The organism is Kitasatospora sp. NPDC058032, assembly GCF_042885845.1.
Taxonomy (GTDB): Bacteria; Actinomycetota; Actinomycetes; order Streptomycetales; family Streptomycetaceae; genus Kitasatospora.
This window is the reverse complement of the sequence record NZ_JBHVRK010000039.1, coordinates 31142-48914: the sequence shown is the minus strand read 5'-3', so window position 1 is coordinate 48914 and position 17773 is coordinate 31142. Positions and strand designations below refer to the sequence as shown.

Here is a 17773-nt window from a genome sequence, read left to right as displayed (position 1 = left end):
CCGCCGCACGAGGTGGTCGGCCTCGGCATCGGGCACGCGCCCGAGGGGCGGCGGGTGGGCTGCGGTCCCGGGGTGCGGGCCCGGCACCGGCCGGGGCGCGGCGGGGCGGTGGATCGGGCGGCACCGGCGGCGGACGCTACGGCCGGTGCCCCGGTGCGTCCCGGGCCGCCGTGCGGTGGAGGCCGGCGAGCATCGCGGCGAGGGCGGCCGTGACCGGGGTGCCGCGGGTGCGGCGCTCGGCCCAGCGCCAGTCGCCGTCGGGGTTGACCTCCAGGAAGACCGGGGTCCCGGCGCTGAGCAGGAAGTCGAAGGCGCCGTAGCGCAGGTCCATCGCCGCGGCCAGGGTGCGGGTCGCGGCGGCGACCCGCGCCGGGAGCGACGGCAGGAGGCGGACGTCGAGCCGCTCCGGGGCGGTCCACGGGTCGGCCGGGTCCGCCTTGCCGAGTGCGAAGGCGTGCAGCCGCCCGGCGACGAAGTACACCCGCAGCTCGGCCTCGTGCTCGACGTACTCCTGGACGAGCACCGGCGGGCCGGGGCGCGGGCCGTCCCCGCGACCGGCGGCGAGGTCCGCGCGGTCCAGGACGGTGGGGAAGACGCCGTGCAGGCGGCCCGGCACCGGCTCGACGAAGTGCTGATGGGCCGCCTTCACCACCACCCGTGGCCCGTCGAAGGCGTCGCCGACCAGGTGCGGATCGGTGGTCAGCACGGTGCGCGGGGCGGCGACGCCGTGCCGCCGGGCGAGCCGGAGCTGGGAGAGCACGCCGGGGCGCTCGGGGCGGATCGCCGTGCCGGAGAGTTCCGCCAGCTGCCCGGTGGCCGCCCGCCAGGAGTCGCGCAGGAAGGCGGTACGGGCGGAGTCGGGAGCGCGGGCTTCGCCGACCGCCACCGCGGACGCGGCGAAGTGGCGGATCCAGGTGACGGTGGGTGTCAGCGGGCGCCCGTTCAGGCGCACCGCGCGGTCGTCGGGCCCGACCGTCAGCGAGGTGGCGGCGAGCTCCTCGGCGTTCAGGCGCACGGTGCGGATCCCGGCGCCGATGAGCAGCCGCTCGACCGGGTCGAGGTCGGTGTCACAGGCGCGGCTGAGCAGCAGCACGCACCGCTCCGACGCCGGGTGCACGTCGAACGCCCGGCCCGGGTCGTCGAGTTGGGCGAGGAAGGCGGAAGCGTCAGGCATCGGCGTCGGCGTCGGAGGTGGCGAGCAGGTCGTCGGCCATCGCCAGCAGCTTGACGACGGTCGCGGCCACCTGGTCGGGAGCGGTCGGCAGACGGTCGGCGACGCGCTGCAGCACCGCCAGGTCGAAGGCCGGCGGCTTCGCGGCCACCGGCGCCGGGGCGGCCGGGCCGGGTGCCGACAGGAGTTCCAGCACCGTCGCCATCTCGGTGGCCAGCAGCCCGAGCGAGGCCATGTCGCCCAGGTCGCAGCGCGGCCGGCTGTCACGATCCAGCACCGACAGCACGCCGACGCAGTCGCCGTCGCAGATCAGCGGCGCCGCCATGATGCCGCGCGGCACGTAGCCGGTGGACTCGGCGGCCGAGCGGGCGAACTGCGGGCTCTGCGCCACGTCGTCCACCATCACCGGCTGGCCCGTCATCAGCGCCCAGCCGGCGATGCCGGTACCGGCCGGGAAGCGGCTGCCCAGCAGATGGTGCTCGCCCTCCCCCGCGACCGCCGCGAAGACGAGGTCGCCGTCGCTCTCGTCCACCAGCAGGACGGAGGCCGCGGCGGCGCCGAACACGCTGCGCGCGACCTCCACGATCGACTGGAGCAGTCTGCGCCGGTGGATCTCGGCACTCTCCAACGGGTCAGTCGACACGCGCACCTCCATCGGGTACGGCTACGTTCTCGGCGGCCAGGTAGAGGACGGACTTGAGCTGGAAGGGGGTGAGCGAGCGGTGCTTGCCGAGGATGAGCGCGCAGATGCCCGCGATGTGCGGGGTCGCGAAGCTGTTCCCGGTGCTGAGCAGCTGCCGGCCGCCGGGGCCGGCCACCGGGACGCGCACGCCGCGGGCGTAGAACTCCACCGGCGGCGACGGGTTGTAGTAGTAGGTCATCGGGTTGGGGCTGTCGTGGCTGGCCACCGAGATGACCGAGGCGAACGGCCACGGGTAGCTGCGCACCGGCATGTTGTGCGCGGAGGCGACGATGACGCAGCGGCGGAAGTAGGCGGAGTCGGCGAGGTCGCGCAGGGCGTCGCAGAACTCGGCCTTGGTGGTGGACAGGCTCAGGTTGATGACGTCGTAGCCCTCCTCGATCGCCCAGGTCAGCCCGGTGAGCAGGGCGGCGCCGCTGCCGTGCCGGCCGCCGGACAGGACGCGCACCGAGGTGAGCGCGACACCGGGGGCGATGGAGCGGATGACGCCGGCGCAGGCGGTGCCGTGGCCGGCGGTGTCGGCGGGCTCGGTGGGGACGACGGCCAGGGTGCCGTCCTCGGCCCGGACCACGTCCATCGCCCGCTCCAGGCCGCCGACGAGCGGGTGCGCGGCGTCGATGCCGCTGTCGAGGACGCAGACCCGCACCCCGGAGCCGTCCGCGCCGCCCCAGGCCCACTCCCGGGTGAGCCGGCCGCCGAGCGGGCTGACGTCGAAGGGCTCCTGCGGCACGGTCGAGACGGGCAGGCTCCAGGCGGGCACGCCCGGGAAGTGGTCACGGGCGGGGCGGCGCCAGGGCGGCAGGTGGCGGGCGGTCATCGGCCGTCGCCCCCGTCCGTCCGCCGCGCCGGGCCGGCCGTCCCGGCGGCGAGCCAGGCCCGGACCCGTCCGGCGGGCAGGGTGGCGCCCTTGGCCTCGAACATCCGCAACGCCTCGGTCCCTTCTGCCGCCGCCCGCCCGGCCCGGCCGGCCGCCCGGAGCACGACCGCCCGGTCGAGGAGCGTCTCCCCGATCAGGCAGGGGTCGTCGGAGCCCGCGCTGAGCGCCCGCGCCGCCTCGGCCGCGGCCAGCGCCTCGGGGTGGCGGCCCCGGGCGGAGGCGATCCGGCCGCGCAGGGCGACGGCGCCCAGCCGGGCGCGCGGGTTGCCGCCGTCCGCGGCGCCGTCCGCGCCGCCGGTCGGGTCCGGGTCCGGACCGATCAGGTCCAGGGCCGCGGCGGCGGCGTCCGTACGGCCCTGGGCGAACAGCTCGCGGGCGATGGCGACCTCGGTGGTCCGGGTGTCCGGGGCGTGCTCGGCGGCCCGCAGCACGCCGAGGCTCTGCCGGTAGCGGGCCTCGGCGACGTCATGGGCGCCGGCCAGCGACTCGACGAAGCCCGCGGCGTCCAGCAGCACCGCGTCCGCGAGGTCGGCGTGCACGTCGTGGGAGTAGCCGAGCGCCTCGGCGAGGGTGCGCCGGGCGCCGGTCACGTCGCCGCCCAGGGCCTCCAGGTGGGCGCGGGCGACGAGCACCGGGATCAGCAGCGAGCGGTTGGCGGCGAAGCGCCGGCCGAGCAGTGCGCACAGCTCCAGCGAGGCGGCCACCGGGGTGGGCGTCCACTGCGTCAACTCGCAGACCGCGCAGAGCAGTCGGTCCTCCTCGTAGCCGTCGGCCAGGGCCCGGGCGCGGGCCAGCGCGAGGCGGAAGGAGCGCTCGGCGGAGGCGGTGCGCTCGGCGGCGAGTTCGAGGTGGGCGTGCAGCTGGTGCAGCCGGCACCAGCTGAGGTCGTCGCCCGGGTCGCGCTCCAGCCGCTCGGTGAGGCGCCGCGCGTCGGCGGCGACGTCGGCGGGTGCGGCGAGGCCCAGCCGCAGGGCGACGATGCCGTGCTGGATCGCCCGGGTGGCCGCGGCGCGCGGGTCCTCGGGCAGCGCGGCCTCGGCGGCGGCGAGCGCGGCGCGGCAGCGGGCCTCGTCCTGCAGCCAGATCCCGGCGTCGCAGACGTGCAGCGCGAGGGCGGTGTGCGCCGGATCGCCGACCGGCAGCAACGCCCGTCCGCGCTCCAGGAGTTGGACGGCGGCGGGGAGGTCCTTGCGGGCCAGCGCCCGCATGCCCTCGGCGATCAGGGTGCCGGCCGCCGGACCGGCCAGGGCGGGCAACCGCGGGTCACCGGGGCGCAGTTGGCGGCGCAGCAGGCTGGTGGCCTCGACGTGGTAGGCGACGGCCAGCGGGTCGGGCGGACGCTCGCGGGAGAGCCGGTCGGCGAGGAAGTCGTGCCAGCGCTCGCGGCGGGTCTTCGGGGTGAACTCGTAGGCGGTGTCGCGCAGCAGGGCCTGGGCGAAGCGGTAGGTGCCGGCCGGTCCGGGTTCGAAGACCCGGCGGCGGGCGAGCCGGGCGGTCGCCGCCTCGGCGGCGGGCGGGGCGGTGCCGTCGGCCTCGGCCATCGCGCGCAGCTGGGCGCGGGTGAACTCGCGCCCGACGACGGCGGCGAGCTCCAGCAGGCCGCGTTCGGTGGCCGGGAGCCGGTCGAGCCGGGCGCCGAGCAGGGCCTGCACGGTGGGCGGCACCTGGGTGCCGGGGGCGGTCTCGGCGAAGACGTCCATCAGCTGCTCGGCGAAGAGCGGGTTGCCGTCGCACAGCGCGAGGACCCGGCCGGTCAGCTCCCGGTGGTCGTGGACGCGGTCGTCCTGGGGGTGGACGTCGCCGCGCAGGGCCAGGCCGCCGACCAGGGCGGCGGTCTGCTCCCCGGTCATCGGCCCGAGGTCGACGGTGAGGGCGCACGGCGTTCCGGCGGACCAGCCCGGGCGCAGCTCGAACAGCTCGGGGCGGGCGAGGCAGAGCAGCAGCACGGGGACGTCGCGCAGCCGGCCGGCGATCTCCTCGACGAGGTCGAGCAGGGTCGACTCGGCCCAGTGCAGGTCCTCCCAGACCAGGACCACCGGGCGGCGGCGGCCGAGCAGCGCCAGGAGGTGACGCACGGCCCAGGCGATGTCCGCGACGCCGACCGGCTCCGGGGCGGCGGCGGGAGCGGCGGCGGGAGCAACGGAGGACGTGGCGGCGAGGACGGGGGCGGGGGCCGACTCGGCGACGGCGGCCAGGGTGCGGGCGACCAGGCTCCGGGTACGGGCGCCCTCGTCGTCCTGCGCACCGTCCCGCAAACCGTCCCGCGCACCGTCCTGCCCGCCGTTCACCCCGCCGCCCTCCCCCGCCAGCAGCCGGTCCAGGGCGGGCCGGCCGCCGGGCAGCGAGCCGAGCATCTCGGCGAGCGGCCGGTAGGTGATGCCCCGGCCGTAGGCGGAGCAGCGGCCGGACAGCACCACGGCCTCGCCGTCCGGCAGTCCGGCGAGGAACTCGCGGACCAGCCGCGACTTGCCGATGCCGGGTGCGCCGACGACGGTGGCGAGGCAGACCCGCCGCCCCTCCCGGGCCTGCCGGTAGCCGTCGGCGAGCCGCGCCAGCTCCCCGGTGCGGCCGATGAACGGGGTGAGCGGGCCGGGCCGGTCGGCCGCCTCCTCGGGGGCGGTGATCCGCCAGGCGGGCACCGGGCGGGACTTGCCCTTCAGCTCCAGCGGTTCGACGGGTTCGGTGCCGACCCGCGCGCGCACCATGGCGGCGGTGTCCGCGCAGACCAGCACCTCGCCCGGCCGGGCGGCCGTCTGGAGCCGGGCGGCGGTGTTGACGGAGTCGCCGACGACCCGGAAGTCGTCGCCGGGCCGGGTGATCACCACGACATTGCCGGTGCAGATGCCGGCCCGGGCCTCCAGCCGGACCTGGTACGCGGCGGCGAGTTCGGCGGTCAGTGCGGCCAGCGCGGCGAGCGCGTCGGTGGCGGCGCGCACGGCGCGCAGCGCGTCGTCCTCGTGCGCGACGGTGGCGCCGAACGCGGCGAGGATCGCGTCCCCGATGAACTTCTCGACCACGCCGCCGTGTTCGGCGATGCAGGCGCCGCAGCTGGCGAAGTAGCGGTCCATGACGCGGCGCAGCGGTTCGGGGTCGAGGCGTTCGGCGAGCGTGGTGGAGCCGACGATGTCGAGGAAGAGCATGGACACCTTGCGGCGGGACTCGCGCGGCTCGGGCGGCGGTTCGGCGACGGCCGCGAGGGGTGCGCCGCAGCCGGCGCAGAACCGGTCCGCCTCGGCGGTGCGGCGTCCGCACGCGGCGCAGCTCACGGCCGGCCCTCCAGGGTCGGTTCGGCCGGTTCGGCCGTGTCCGCGGCAGGCTTCGGAGCCGGAGCCGGAGCCGGCAGCGCGAGCCGCGCGTAGACGCCGGCGAGCACCACGAGCAGCCCGGCCACGGCGAAGACGGTGTCGATCGGCCCGAACCTCAGCCCGGCCAGCGAGCCCGAGAAGCCCCGCAGCCCGCTGCCGACGAGCCAGCCGGAGAGCACCGCCGTCAGCATCGCCGCCAGCCGGGTGACCGGGTAGAACACGGCGACCACCCGGCCCCGGAACTCCTGCGGGGTGGCGGCCAGCAGCAGCGGCGCCATGGCGGTGTTCAGCATGGTGATCGGCACGATGAAGACGAACAGCAGCGCCACCGCGCCCGGGAACGCGGTCTGCCGCGAGTACAGCACCAGCAGGACGCCGCTGGCCATCAGCCCGATCCAGGTGGTGCGCCGCGCGCCGATCCACTGCACGACGCGGCCGGCGGCGAGCGCGCCGGCGATCCCGCCGATGCCCATCGCCATGCCCAGGTAGCCGTACAGCTCGGCGGAGGCGTGCAGGTTGCGGGTGGCGAAGAAGACGTTGAGGGTGCTGAGCGCCCCCGTGCCGAGCTGGCCGATCACGGTGAGCAGCAGCAGCGCGACCAGGAAGCGGTTGCGGGCGAAGAAGCGCAGTCCGGCGGTGAAGTCCTGGAACAGGCCGCGCCGTTCGGCCGCCTGTGCGCGCTGCTTCGCGGCGGCGGCCGACGCGGCGGGCGTCAGGTCCGCCCCGCGGATGGCGAAGTAGGACACCAGGTAGGAGAGGGCGTTGAACAGCAGCGCCCACTGCAGGCCGACCGTGAACAGCAGCGGCGCGGCGAGCGGCGGGCCGATGATCCAGGCGGTCTGCCCGGTCGCCTGGGCCAGGCCGGCCGCCCGGGCGCGGTCGGCCTCGTCGGTGACCAGGTCGGCGATGACCGCGAACCGGGCGGGGGTGAAGAACTGGCTCGCCGCGTTGAGGGCCAGCACGGTGGCGTAGATGAGGGCGAGCCAGACGCCGGCCGGCAGGTCCTCGGTGGGCACGAAGGAGACGGCGGTCAGCACCGCCACCAGGACGCCGCGCAGCACCTCGGTGCCGAGCATGGTGGCGCGCTTGTCCCAGCGGTCGACGAAGACGCCCGCGAGGGGGCCGACGAACATCACGGCCGCGCTGGTCGCGAGGACGACGCCGCTGACCGCCTGCGGGCCCCAGGACCTGCCCTCGGCCAGCACGGTGGCCACCCACAGGACGAGCGTGGTGCTGAACACCGCGTCGCCGACGGAGGAGACGGCCTGGCCGAACCAGAGCCGGGTGTAGGTGGGGCTGATCAGGGTCGGCCGGAGCCTGGCGAGGGCGCTCATGCGGTGCCCTCCGCTCCGAGCAGCAGCGTCATCAGGGCGGTCACCAGGGTGGTGTGGTAGGCCTTGGCGAAGTGGTCGGCGGGCGGGTCGGCGGCGCCCGCCCGGGTGGCGGCGGAGCGTCCGGGGACGGAGCCGTCGGGGCGCTGGGCGCGGGCCAGGCAGTCGACGGCGGCGGCGCCCTCGGGGGTGCCGGGGGCGTCCAGGCCGAGGCAGACCTGGGTCATCACGAGTTCGGCGGCGAGGTCCCACCAGTCGTGCCGCACGCAGTGGTCCAGCAGCCGGGCGACCAGGGCGGCGGCAGCGGCCACCGCGCCCTCGGGCAGGCCGGGCCCGGTGCGGGCGAAGTCGCTGAGGTAGAAGCTGGAGTGGGTGAGCGCGTAGGCCTCGGGGACGGTGACGGGCGGCTCCTCGGGGCGGCCCGCCGCTCCTCGCGCGTCGCGGCGGTCGCGGCGCGCCGCGCGGGCCAGGGCGGTGGCGGGGAGCTCGACGAGGACGTTGCGCTCGGCGAGGTCCGCGTACGGCTCCACGGTGTGCGCCACCCCGGCCTTGTCCGCGTAGTAGCGCAGTTCCAGCCGCTGGTAGGCCGAGCGCCCGACCGGGGAGAGGTCGGCCGGGGTGAGCCGGGCGAGTTCGGCCCGGCAGGGCGCGTCGTCCGTCCCGGCCGGGGCGAGGGCGGCGCAGGCGAGCCGGTACTGGGCGGCGGCGCGCGGGTCGGCGGCCAGCAGGCGCGGGAAGCCGGGGTGGCGCCAGATCGCCCGGACCCGGGCGGTGGCCTCGGTGCGGCGCGGATCGGCGCCCTCGTCGAGCCGGCTCCAGCAGTGGGTGAGCAGGGCGAGTTCCAGCGCGGCCTTGGCCGGGCGGTGCGCGCCGCCGCACTCGCCGGGGCCGCGTTCGGACGCCGGGCGGCGGGTCGCGAACGGGTCGAAGTGGTCGAGGTGGCGGCCGAGCCAGCCGAGCGTGCCGGCGGAGAGCCGCCGCAGGTCGCCGCCGACGCCGAGACCGGATGCCGTGGTCACAGGCGCCCCGTCTCGTCCAGGTAGTCGAGCAGCGCGGCGTCCACCGTGTCGTGGAAGTCGGCGAGGGTGCGCCGGTCGTCCTCGCGCCGGTAGAGGTCCTCGCAGGCGACCCAGCGGTCCCGGGTGCGGGCGGCGGGCAGGTAGCCGCCGGTGACGGTGCCGACCTCCCAGTCCGGTTTGCCCGCCGTCTCCCAGCAGCTGGCCAGCGTGCCGTCGGCGCTCACCACGGCGCCGTAGCGGCCGTCGCCGTGGCCGCAGGTGGCGCACGGCCGGTGGGCCTGCGGACGGCTGACGGTGAAGCCGAGGTCGAGCGCCCGGCGCTGCCAGCGGGTGAACCGGTCGGAGAGGTCGCGGGTGTGCCGCAGGTCGTTGCCGTAGCCGACGCCGACGTCGCCGACCTGGGCGAAGTACAGGGTGCAGCGGGCCGGGTCGAGCGCGACGGCGAGCCGGTCGATCAGCGCGTCCACGCCCCGGTGGGTCTCCTGGGAGACGTTGACCCGCAGCAGCCAGCGCAGCGGGGAGGCCTCGGAGGCCCCGGCGAGGTTGCCGACGATGGTGTCGAAGGTCCCGCCGCCCTCGGTGCGCCGGATCCGGATCCGGTCGTGGTCGGGGCGGTCACCGTCGAAGGTGACCTGGACGGAGCGCAGTCCGCGCTCGGCGAGTCCGGCGGCGAGCGCGGGGGTGAGCAGGGTGGCGTTGGAGATCATCCAGGCGGAGGCGAGGCCGTGGCCGGCGGCCCGCTCCAGCAGTTCCAGGCAGCCGCGCGGGTTGAGCAGCGGCTCGCCGCCGAACAGCAGGATGCGCAGCTCCGCCAGGCCGGCGGCGGCCATCCGCCGGTCGGCGAAGTCGAGGATGTCGGTGATGGTGCGCGAGGTCAGGCGCTTGCGGGCGATCCGGGGCGGGCGGCTGCCGCCGTCGCCGTCCTGGCCGGTGTTCTGGAAGCAGTAGCCGCAGCCGAGGTTGCAGTGGGTGCTGGTGAGCACGGTCAGCGCGTAGCTGCGCGGGGCCGGGGCGGTCAGCAGGCCGTGTTCGCGCAGCCGGCGTTCGGTGCCGGGGCGCAGGGTGCCGTCGGCCGCCAACTGGCCCGGGCGCAGCCGGGCGAGGCCGCCGCCGGGGCCGAGGAACCACCAGTTGCGCTCGCCCCGGAGGAGCCGGGCGCCGCCCTCGGCGGCGGCGGTCGTCGCCGGGCTCACCGGGCTCGCGGGGCTCATCGGGCACCTCCCAGTGCCGGTACGGCCTGCCTGCGGTGCAGCAGGACCACCGCCGCCAGCGCCACCACCAGGGTGGACTGGTAGGACGCGCGGAAGTACTCGACGGGGCTCGCGCCGGCGGGCGCCCGGTCGGCGGCGGAGCGGCCGGGGACGGCGCCGTCGGGAGCCTGGACCTCGGCGAGCATCCGCAGACCGGCCGCCCCGGACGGGGTGCCCAGTGGGTCGAGGCCCAGGCAGTACTGGGCGAGCACCAGCTTGCCGGTGAGGTCCCACTCGCCGCGCCGGACGCACCGCTCGGTCAGGCGGACGACCCGGTCGCGGGCGTGCGCGAGGTCGGCGGCGCCCAGGCCCGGGTCGCGGAAGCCGAAGTCGGCGAGGTGGAAGACGGTGTGGGTCACGTTGCACACGTCCAGGTCGGCGAGCGGCCGCTCGTCGGTGTGGAGGGCCAGCCGGCTGATCCGGTAGAGCTCCGGGTAGCCGCCCAGGCGGTGCGGCACAGCGGCGAGTTCGGCGTAGTAGCGGGTCTCCAGGCGCAGGTAGGGCGACTTGCGGCGCGGCGTCAGGAAGTCGCCCGCCACCGCCTCGGCGAGGGCCGTGCGGTGCGGGCCGTCGGCGGCGAGGCCGGCCGGGGCGAGCGCGCCGTACATCAGCTGGAACTGCCGGGCGTAGCGGGGGTCGGCGGTGAGCAGGGGCGGGTGGCCGGGGTGACGCCAGACCCGGTCGACGGTCGCGGCGACCCCGGCCAGCTCCGGGTCCGCCGGGTCGGCCTTCGCCCAGGCCCGGTGCAGCAGGGCGAGCTGGAGCAGCGCCTTGACCCGGGGGGTCACCGGCAGCTCGGCCCGTCCTGACGGTCCGTCAAGATAGCCGCAGTGCCGTCCGATCCAGCTCCGCGCTCCCGCCGAGAGGCTCGCGACGGCCGCGAGGTCCGGGCCGGCTGGTCGAGTACCCATGGTTCTCCCTTGAGGTTGCGGGCTGCCGGGCGGTCTGCTCGACGAGGTCGGCGGCACGCCGGGCGCTGCCGGTCTCGGCCTCGGCGAGGCGGTGGCCGAGGCCGCGGGCGCGGGCGCGCAGGCTCCGGTCGCGCCAGGCCGCGTCGAGCAGCCCGGCCGGGTCCGGTCGCGGTGCGCGCGGCAGGTGGACGGCGGCGCCTTCGCGCAGCAGGGCACCGGCGAGCACCGGCTGCTCGGAGCCATTGGGCGTGACGCCGAGGGGGCGCCCGCGCAGCAGGGCGCCGAGGGCGGGGGCGGAGGTGCCGGCGGTCAGCACCAGGCCGGCGCGGTCGACCAGCGGCCCCAGCCAGGGCTTGCGGACGAGCAGGACGTCGGCCTCCGGCGCGGGCCGCGGGTCCGCGGTGCGGCCCTGTTCCACCACGGCCTGGTAGCGGCCGCCGGTGAAGGTGGCGTTGAGGCGCGGCCACGGGGAGCCGCCGCCGAAGAAGCGGCCGAGGTGGACGTAGACGAGGGGCTTGCCGGTGCGGGCCAACGCATCGTCGAGGGTGGCGAGTTCGGCCGGGTCGGCGGCGGGCTCCCAGGCGAGCGGGCCGACGTGGTGCACCCGGGGCGGCAACTCGGCGCCCGGGTGTTCGAGTTCGGGCAGCCCGCGGAGCAGCAGGGCGTCACCGAGGAGCGGGGAGTCGTCGAGCACGCCGCCGGGGGCCGCGCGACCGGCGAGACCGGCCTGCTCGCGGGTGGCGGCGTACAGGGCCAGGGTCTCGCGGGTCCGGTTCTCCCGGGTGCGGCCGTACTGCGGCTCGTCGGTGCCGCCGGAGCGGTAGGTCCACAGGTGGATGGAGAGCCCGATCACCACCACCGGGAGGTCCAGCGCCTCGGCGGCGAGCAGCGCGCCGTTGCACAGCACCGAGGTGATCAGCAGGTCCGCGCGGGCCTGCCGGGCGGCGCGCACGGTGGCCCGGTACTGCGCGAGTCCGGTGACGCCCCAGCGGGCCGCGTCGAAGGCCCGCGCGCCGCCGAACTCCTCCGCCGCCGCGAACGGCAGACCGGCCTCGGCCGCGAACGGTGCGGCGGCGGCGCGCCCGAGCACGGAGACCCGGTGGCCGCGGCGTTGCAGTTCGCGCCCGGCGGCGAGCGCCGGGTAGAGGTAGCCGCCGTCGCTGAGCGGGCAGAGCAGGATGTTCACGGGGCCTCCGGGGCGGGTCGGGCGGCGGGCCGGGCGGGAGGCGAGCGGGCCGTCCGGCCGCCGGCGGCTCGGGCCGGGGCCGGACGGCCCGCTCAGGCGTCAGGCGTCAGGCGTCGGGCGTCCGGACACCTCGCCGTACGGACCGCGTCAGAGCGCCGAGCTGTTGTTGATGATGCAGACGTCCTCGACGAGGCCGTCCTCCTCCTCGATGCCGTGCGCGACGACGTCGACGTCCTCGTCCTCGGCCTCGGTCGGCTCCGGGTTGATGGAGTCGGACATGCTGTCCTCCCTCTGCTGTGCGGCGTCCGCTACGCCGGCCCGGGGACACCGTAGGCAGGCCCGGTATGGCGGCGGTTGGCCGGCGGTTCGATTTCGGTATGACGGTCGGTCAGCCGCCGTTCAGCGATGCCGCACCGGCACCCGTTCGGCGGCCCGGGCGGCCCGCTCCCGGGCGTAGGCGTAGAGCAGCGCCGGCATCGCGAACCGCACGGCGCCGCCGGGGCCGTGCGTACCGGCGACGGTGAGCTGGCTGGCCTCCAGGAGGTCCTCCAGGGTCCGCGCCGCCGTCCCCGGGTCGCAGTCCAGCACCGCCGCCGCCTCGTCGAGCGTGAACACCGGGCGGGCGAGCAGCCCGAGCCGAAGCACCGCCCGGTGCCCGTCCCGCGGCAGCTCCCCCACCGACCCGGCCAGCCGCACCCGTACCAGCGGGTCTCCCCCGCACAGCTCGTCCAGCAGGGCGCGCCCGCCGGTCAGCCGGGCGCCGTACTCGTGCAGCGGCACGTGCCGCAGGAAGGCCAGGCGGTCGGCGACCAGCCGCACCCCGAGCGGCAGCAGCCCGGCGGCGCGCACGATCCGGGCGGCGGAGTCGCGGTCCGCGCCGACCCGGTCCGCGCCGATCGTCCGCCCGAGGAACTCCACCGCCTCGTCCACCGTGAACGGCGGCAGCCAGAACCGGTGGGCGCCCTCCAGGCCGATCAGTCCGGGCCGGGCGGTGACCACCACCGCGCTCTGCCCGGCCTCCGGCAGCAGCGGCCGGACCTCCGACTCGCGCCGGGCGTCGTCGACGACCACCAGGGCACGCCGGCCGGTCAGCCACAGCTGCCAGGCCCAGCGCGGATCGGACCGGGCCGCCGGGCCGGGCGGAGCTCCGCCTCGCCGGGTGGGAGCGGCGGCGGCCAGCAGCCGGCGCAGCACGTCCTCCAGCGGGCGCGGCCGGCCGTCCTCCCCGCGCAGCCGCACGAACAGCCGGCCGTCCGGGAACTGCTCGCCGAGCCGGTGCGCGGTGTGCACGGCGAGCGCGGTCTTCCCGGCGCCGAGCGGTCCGGTCAGCACGGCGAGCCGGCCGGCGCCGCCGGTGAGCACCTCGCTCAGCCGGTGCACGGCGGCCGCGCGGCCGGTGAACGCGGGCGGGTCGGTGGGCAGCAGGTGCGGCGCCGCCGGGCCCGGGTCGACCGGGGCGACGACGGCCGTGGGGACCGTGGGGACTGTGGGGACCGCCGGGCCCGTGGGGCCGACGGCGGGGCGTGGCAGGACCGGGCCCGGGTCGCAGAGCAGCGCGCGGTAGCAGCGGGCCAGCGCCGGGCTGGGCGGCAGGCCGAGCTCGTGGGCGAGCAGCTGGCGCAGCTCGTCGTAGACGGCGAGCGCCTCGGAGCGGCGGCCGGCCTGGCACAGCGCGGTCATCTGCAGCATCCGCAGCCGCTCGCGCAGCGGGTGGCGCTGGGCGGTCTCGGTGACCCGCTCGATCGCCTCCGCCCCGCGGCCGGCGGCGAGTTCGGCGTCCAGCCAGTCTTCGAACACCCCGAGGAAGCGGCGGTCCAGGCGCTGCCCGGCGGCGTCGATCAGCGGGACGTCGCGGAACCCGTCCAGGGCCGGGCCGCGCCACAGGCCCAGCGCCTCGGCGAGCGCTCCGGCCCGGGCGCGCTGCTCGAAGCGCAGGGCGTCGAGGCCGTCCTCGGTGGTGTGCAGGACGTAGCCGCCGGCCTGGTGGCTGATCCGGAGGACCGGCACGGCCGGCTCCGGGCCGCTCCCCGGCTCCGGGGCGGCTCCCGGTTCCGCGCCGAGCAGCCGGCGCAGCCCCGAGACGTACACCTGGAGGTTCTTGCGGGCGGTGCGCGGCGGCGCGTCGTCCCACAGTGCCTCGACGAGCGCATCGGCCGAAATCCGGGTATTCGCGTGGGACAGCAGTGCCGCCAGGAGAATCTGTTGTTTCCGGGATCCCGCATCGAGTTCGCGACCGTTCTCCAGCACGCGGAGCGGGCCGAGAATCCCGAATCCCACCGCCATCTCACGCCAACTTGATGACGAAGGAATGCCCTTCCACCTCGGCGTCCGAAACGGCGTCCAGCCGTTGTTTCACGGAATTGAGGACGGCCACCTCGTCCTCGGTGAGCCGGGACAGCACGTCCCGCTGTTCCAGGGTCAGCAGGTCGACCGGGTTGCCCGCCTGCCGGAGGGCGGCGAGGGCGTCGAAGGTCATGGTCCCCTCCTTCTCGGATTCCAGATCATCATCACCGCCCTCCGGGGGTCCGTCCATGAGACCTTTGGGCCAGGAATCGCAGCTGGCGGCCGGCGCGGGGGCGGACTCCGCGAGAATCAGCGCGAGCAGTCCGGCCTGCAGTCTTGACCGGAGTCCCAGTTTCGCCAGAATGGCGGTGACGAACCGTTTGACGGTGCGTTCGCTGATATGGAGTTCGTAGGCTATCGAGCGGTTGTCGTATCCGAGGCCCAGCAGGTGCAGTACGGCGCGCTCGCGCGGCGTCAGCGCACCGGTCGGCGGCAGCCCGGCCGCCGTCGGCCGCGGGGGCGGCCCCGGCACGCGGGGCGCACCGCACTCCGGACACACCGGATCCCCACCACCCATCGACAGGATCCCCCCTCCAGCGGCACATGACAGCGGTGCCCTCATGCTGACGCTCGCGCCGGACACCGGCAAGAGGGCGGACACGCCCGCCGACCGGGGCGCCCGCACCGGGCCCGCACCGCCCCACCGCCGGTCCGCCGTCGGTCCCGATGGCTAGGGTGCCCCCATGTCATCACTGATCACCGCCATCACCGAACACACCGAGGCCGCCGACTTCCTCGCCTGGCCGGGCGACTTCGACCTCGACCGCGGCGACCACGTCGAGGAGGTCCACCTCGCCTCGGGGGCGGCGCTGGAGGGGTTCGCCGGGGACGGCGCCGGGGGCACGTTCTTCTTCTGCGGCGAGGGCGGCGAGGAGCGTCCGGTCCTGTACGCCGACTCGGAAGGCCGGGCGGGCCTGATCGCGGTCGGGCTGCCGGAGCTGCTGCGACTGCTGCTGGTCGTGCCCTGGTGGCGGGACTGCCCGGCCTTCTCCGCGACGGAGAGCGCCGAGGCAGCCGCCGAGTACCTCGCGGACCTGCCCGACCTGGCGGCTACCCGGGACGCCGCCGCGGCGGCGCTCGGGCTCGTCCTCCCGCCCGAGACGGAGGTCCTGGCCCGCCTCCGCGAGGTCGCCACGGGCACCGGCCGCGGCGCCGACGAGGAGTACGTCCTGGTCTTCACCCCGGAGAACTCGCCCTACGAACCGCTCTTCACCGGCTGACGGCCCGCCGCCCCTCCCCTCAACAGCGCCGGTCGGCCACGGACACCGACCGGCGCACCGGCGTCAGCGCCGGTCGGACTCGGGCGCGGCATCGGCCAGCGCGTCCAGGACCGGGCGGATGAGCGGGTGGCCGTCGGCGCCGGCGCGGACGGCCGCGAACACCCGGCGGGTGGCGAGCGCGCTGTCGACGGGGCGCACCGCGACCCGGGCGAGGTCGACGCCGAGCAGCGCCGAACGCGGCACCAGCGCCACCCCCGCACCGGCCGACGCGAGGGCGACGACGGCGCGGAAGTCGTCGGAGGAGTGCAGCAGACGCGGCTGGAACCCGGCGTGCTCGCAGGCCAGCAGCACCACGTCGTGGCACGGGTTGCCCGGGTAGGGCCCGATCCACGGCTCGTCGGCGAGGTCGGCCACCGCGATCGGGCCCTCGCCGGCGGCCAGCGGGTGGGCCAGCGGCAGCACCGCCTCGAACGGTTCCGCGTAGAGCGGGACCCGGGTGAGGCGGGCGTCGTCGGCGCGCGGGGCGCCCCGGTACTCGACCGCCACCGCGAGGTCGGCGCGGCCGTCGAGCACCATCGGCAGGCTGGCGTCGCCCTCGGCGTCGAGCACCTTGAGCCGGACGCCGGGGGCGCGGGCGGCGAGGGTGCCGATGGCCGGGGCGAGGACGAGCGAGATGCCGGTGGCGAAGGAGGCGACGGTGACCTCGCCGGCCACGCCCGCGCTGTAGGCGGCGAGGTCGGCCTCGGCGCGTTCGAGCTGGGCCAGCACCGCGTCGGCGTGGCCGAGCAGGATCTCCCCGGCGGCGGTGAGCCGGACGCCCCGGCCCTCGCGGGCCAGCAGGTGGTGGCCGGTCTCCTGCTCCAGCGCGGCGAGCTGCTGCGAGACGGCGGAGGGGGTGAGGTAGAGCGCGGCCGCCGCGGCCGTCACCGTCCGGTGGTCCGCCACCGCTCGCAGGGTCCGCAGCCGTCTCGCGTCGATCACAGGCCAATTCTGCCAGCGTCCGCGGGACTCCCGGGGCGGGGGTGACGAACCGGTGAACGGGAGGCGGCGGGGCGGGCGGCTCCGGAAGCCGCGGAACGGGAGTGGAGAGTCGGACGGGCCGACTTCCCACTCCCGTTTCACGGGAGGGTGGGGCAGGTGGTCCTGGGTGCCGTGCGGCGGGGGCGGGCCGGTCCGGCCCCCGCCGCACGGCGGTCGTTGAGCCCGTGGCGCGTCCGGTTCCGAGCGGACGCGCCACGGGCGATCAGGGGGGCGGCTACTCGCCCAGCGCGGCGCGCGCGTCGACGAAGGCGGCCACGGCGCGCTCGACGTCCTCGGTGGTGTGCGCGGCGGAGAGCTGCACCCGGATCCGGGCCTGGCCGTGCGGCACGACCGGGTAGGAGAAGCCGATCACGTAGACGCCGCGCTCCAGCAGCAGTTCGGCGAGGCGGCCGGCCTTGGCGGCGTCGCCGATCATCACCGGGGCGATCGGGTGGTCGCCGGGCAGGATCTCGAAGCCCGCCTCGGTCATCTTCGAGCGGAACAGCGCCGTGTTGGCCGCCAGCCGCTCGCGCAGCTCGTTGGACTGCTCGACGAGGTCCAGCACCTTCAGCGAGGCGGCGGCGATCACCGGCGCCAGCGAGTTGGAGAACAGGTACGGGCGCGAGCGCTGGCGCAGCAGCGCGACGATCTCGCGCCGCGCGGCGACGTAGCCGCCGGAGGCGCCGCCGAGCGCCTTGCCCAGGGTGCCGGTGATGATGTCGACGCGGTCCATGACGCCGTGCAGCTCCGGCGTGCCGCGCCCGTGCGCGCCGACGAAGCCGACGGCGTGCGAGTCGTCGACCATGACCATGGCGTTGTAGCGGTCGGCGAGGTCGCAGATCTCGCGCAGCGGGGCGACGTAGCCGTCCATGGAGAAGACGCCGTCGGTGACGATCAGGCGGCGGCGGGCGTCCTGGCTCTCCTTGAGCTGCTGCTCCAGGTCGGCGAGGTCGCGGTTGGCGTAGCGGTGGCGGCGGGCCTTGCACAGGCGGATGCCGTCGATGATGCTCGCGTGGTTGAGGGCGTCGGAGATGACGGCGTCGCGCTCGTCGAGCAGGGTCTCGAAGACGCCGCCGTTGGCGTCGAAGCAGGAGGAGTAGAGGATCGTGTCCTCCTGGCCGAGGAACGTGGACAGCCGCTCCTCCAGCTCCTTGTGCACGTCCTGGGTGCCGCAGATGAAGCGGACCGAGGCCATGCCGTAGCCCCAGCGGTCCAGGGCGTCCTTGGCGGCGGCGAGGATCTCGGGGTGGTCGGCGAGGCCGAGGTAGTTGTTGGCGCAGAAGTTGAGCACCTCGCCGGGGGTGCCGCCGGCGGTGACGGTGACGGCGGCGCTCTGCGGGCTGCCGATGACCCGCTCCGGCTTGAAGAGGCCGGCCTCGCGGATCTCGTCGAGGGTGGCGGCGACATCGTCGCGCACGGTGTCGAACACAGCTGCTCCTA

Annotated in this window: 15 protein-coding genes; 1 reads left to right on the top strand and 14 read right to left on the bottom strand. The window is 76.5% G+C overall.

The window, feature by feature from the left end:
• Positions 1–136: 136 nt before the first annotated feature.
• The 12 genes from ACFVUH_RS35025 to ACFVUH_RS34970 all read right to left on the bottom strand — a co-directional run bounded on the left by ACFVUH_RS35025 (position 137) and on the right by ACFVUH_RS34970 (position 14565).
• The gene (locus tag ACFVUH_RS35025) at positions 137–1174 is read right to left on the bottom strand and encodes a RimK family alpha-L-glutamate ligase (RefSeq protein WP_387917576.1); all 1038 of its coding nucleotides are present in this window, start codon (positions 1172–1174) and stop codon (positions 137–139) included.
• The gene (locus ACFVUH_RS35020; protein WP_355374839.1) at positions 1167–1814 is read right to left on the bottom strand and encodes a GAF domain-containing protein; all 648 of its coding nucleotides are present in this window, start codon (positions 1812–1814) and stop codon (positions 1167–1169) included. The genes ACFVUH_RS35025 and ACFVUH_RS35020 overlap by 8 nt, the downstream gene beginning before the upstream one ends.
• Entirely contained in the window at positions 1804–2688 is an 885-nt protein-coding gene (locus tag ACFVUH_RS35015) for a S8 family serine peptidase (protein WP_387917574.1), read from the bottom strand. The genes ACFVUH_RS35020 and ACFVUH_RS35015 overlap by 11 nt, the downstream gene beginning before the upstream one ends.
• Complete coding sequence (locus ACFVUH_RS35010) at positions 2685–6014, bottom strand: AAA family ATPase (RefSeq protein ID WP_387917573.1); 3330 nt, start codon at positions 6012–6014, stop codon at positions 2685–2687. The genes ACFVUH_RS35015 and ACFVUH_RS35010 overlap by 4 nt, the downstream gene beginning before the upstream one ends.
• Positions 6011–7387, bottom strand: coding sequence for an MFS transporter (locus ACFVUH_RS35005; RefSeq protein WP_387917571.1), 1377 nt, complete (start codon positions 7385–7387; stop codon positions 6011–6013). The genes ACFVUH_RS35010 and ACFVUH_RS35005 overlap by 4 nt, the downstream gene beginning before the upstream one ends.
• Positions 7384–8403 carry a DUF6895 family protein gene (locus ACFVUH_RS35000; protein WP_387917570.1) on the bottom strand — a complete coding sequence of 340 codons (1020 nt, stop codon included), beginning with the start codon at positions 8401–8403 and terminating at the stop codon, positions 7384–7386. Before ACFVUH_RS35000 ends, ACFVUH_RS35005 begins: the two co-directional genes overlap by 4 nt.
• Positions 8400–9614, bottom strand: coding sequence for a radical SAM protein (locus tag ACFVUH_RS34995; protein WP_387917569.1), 1215 nt, complete (start codon positions 9612–9614; stop codon positions 8400–8402). The genes ACFVUH_RS35000 and ACFVUH_RS34995 overlap by 4 nt, the downstream gene beginning before the upstream one ends.
• Positions 9611–10564 carry a DUF6895 family protein gene (locus tag ACFVUH_RS34990; RefSeq protein ID WP_387917568.1) on the bottom strand — a complete coding sequence of 318 codons (954 nt, stop codon included), beginning with the start codon at positions 10562–10564 and terminating at the stop codon, positions 9611–9613. Before ACFVUH_RS34990 ends, ACFVUH_RS34995 begins: the two co-directional genes overlap by 4 nt.
• Complete coding sequence (locus ACFVUH_RS34985) at positions 10470–11750, bottom strand: glycosyltransferase (protein WP_387917566.1); 1281 nt, start codon at positions 11748–11750, stop codon at positions 10470–10472. The genes ACFVUH_RS34990 and ACFVUH_RS34985 overlap by 95 nt, the downstream gene beginning before the upstream one ends.
• Before the next feature lie 147 nt (positions 11751–11897).
• The gene (locus ACFVUH_RS34980; protein WP_355374817.1) at positions 11898–12029 is read right to left on the bottom strand and encodes a hypothetical protein; all 132 of its coding nucleotides are present in this window, start codon (positions 12027–12029) and stop codon (positions 11898–11900) included.
• 120 nt (positions 12030–12149) lie between these two features.
• A complete protein-coding gene (locus tag ACFVUH_RS34975; RefSeq protein ID WP_387917564.1) occupies positions 12150–14033 on the bottom strand; it encodes a BTAD domain-containing putative transcriptional regulator in 1884 nt (627 codons plus the stop codon).
• A gap of 1 nt (position 14034) precedes the next feature.
• Positions 14035–14565, bottom strand: coding sequence for a helix-turn-helix transcriptional regulator (locus tag ACFVUH_RS34970; protein ID WP_387917562.1), 531 nt, complete (start codon positions 14563–14565; stop codon positions 14035–14037).
• A 211-nt stretch (positions 14566–14776) separates the two neighbouring features.
• On the opposite strand from ACFVUH_RS34970, the gene ACFVUH_RS34965 reads away from it, so the two are divergent.
• A complete protein-coding gene (locus ACFVUH_RS34965) occupies positions 14777–15313 on the top strand; it encodes a hypothetical protein (RefSeq protein WP_387917560.1) in 537 nt (178 codons plus the stop codon).
• 63 nt (positions 15314–15376) lie between these two features.
• On the opposite strand, the gene ACFVUH_RS34960 is transcribed toward ACFVUH_RS34965, so the two are convergent.
• Together ACFVUH_RS34960 and ACFVUH_RS34955 are read right to left on the bottom strand one after the other, a co-directional pair.
• On the bottom strand, positions 15377–16294 hold the full coding sequence (locus ACFVUH_RS34960; RefSeq protein WP_355374807.1) for a LysR family transcriptional regulator: 918 nt from the start codon (positions 16292–16294) through the stop codon (positions 15377–15379).
• 274 nt (positions 16295–16568) lie between these two features.
• Positions 16569–17762 (bottom strand): glycine C-acetyltransferase, encoded by a 1194-nt coding sequence (locus tag ACFVUH_RS34955; protein ID WP_355374804.1) that lies wholly within the window; start codon positions 17760–17762, stop codon positions 16569–16571.
• Between the last annotated feature and the right edge of the window lie 11 nt (positions 17763–17773).